This is a genomic window from Gordonia sp. NPDC003422 (genome assembly GCF_053588675.1).
Genome location: NZ_JBSFQL010000064.1, coordinates 1,285 through 2,704, shown reverse-complemented (window position 1 = coordinate 2,704; position 1,420 = coordinate 1,285). Strand labels below are relative to the sequence as shown.

Annotated in this window: 1 protein-coding gene; it reads left to right on the top strand. The window is 64.4% G+C overall.

Annotated elements, in window-relative coordinates:
• Nucleotides 1-217 precede the first annotated feature (217 nt).
• Nucleotides 218-1,420, top strand: a 1,203-nt coding sequence (gene istA / locus ACWDTF_RS24730; RefSeq protein ID WP_449755240.1) for an IS21 family transposase, incomplete at its 3' end; no start/stop codon positions are given.

The window sequence follows — 1,420 nt, the reverse complement described above, 5'->3', positions numbered from 1 at the left end:
TGTCAGCGGACATGAAAAACTGCCCATGGGCGGTCACGAAAGTGCCCGCTGACGGCCAATAAGGACTGCCCATGTGCGGTCACGAAAGTGCCCGTTGGCGGACACGATTTTGCCCACACCTGTCTCATCCGACGGCGCGTCTGCGCTGAGCGGGCCTCTCCCGTGGCTTCGATAGCGATGCCTGTCGTATCGAACTCACTCACGGGAGAGGCCCTTCTTGAAGTCTGACGGAGAACTCATGGACATACTCAATGCCTACGACCTGACCGGGTCGTACCGGGCTGCCGCGCAGTTATGCGGCTGCTCCCACCACACGGTGAAGCGGGCGGTCGCCGATCGTGCCGCCGGGCTGGCGCCGGCGGTGCGCCGCGCCCGGTTGATCGACGATTTCCTGCCTCATATCGAGGGGTGGGTGCAGGACACGAACGGAAAGATCCGCGCCGACAAGGCGCACGAAAAGCTTGTCGCACTGGGCTATAGCGGCACTGAACGTACCACGCGGCGTGCCGTGGCGGAAGTGAAAGCCCAATGGCGCCTGGGTAATACGCGGGTACACCGGCCGTGGATCACCGAGCCCGGGTTGTGGCTGCAGTACGACTTCGGTGATGGACCGGTTGTTGATGGCCGCAAGGTCGTGTTGTTGGTGGCGTGGCTGGCATGGTGCCGGTATCGGGTGGTCATCGCGTTGCGTGATCGGACCGCGCCGAGTGTGTTCGCCGGTTTGGACCGGGTGTTCCGCATCATCGGTGGCGCACCGACGTATGTGTTGACCGACAACGAGAAAACCGTCACCACCGGCCATATCGCCGGGGTGCCGGTCCGTAACCGTGATGCGGTGTCGTTCAGCCGCTTCTATGGCACCACGGTGCTCACCTGCGAGCCGGCCGATCCGGCGACCAAGGGCGGGGTGGAGAACGCGGTGAAACTGGCCAAAGCCGATATCGTGCCCACCGACACGAATCTGCTCGACGCCTACGAGTCGTTCGCCGACGTGGTCGCGGCGTGTGAGCAGTTCATGATCGAGGTCAACGACCGTGAGCACCGCACCACCGGTCGGCGGCCGGTCGAGATGCTCGCCGCCGAACGTCCCCGGTTGCATCCGATCCCGGACATGCCACACACCGCCGGGTTGGGGGTGACTCGTCAGGTGCCCAAGAACACACCAATGATCGCCTTCGAGCATTGCCAATACTCCGTTCCGGCAACGCTGTTGGGACAATCGGTGTGGGTGCGGCATCATCCGGGCACCGATGAGGTGATCGTGTGCGCCCTCGATGGCGGCGGACCGGTCGAAGTGGCCCGCCATGCTCGTGCCACCCGCGGCACCCCGGCGATCGACGACACGCATTTCCCCGGCCACCAACCGAAAACGCCGGGGGACTACCGCATTCGGGCACGCAACGCCGAGGAGGAGGCACGT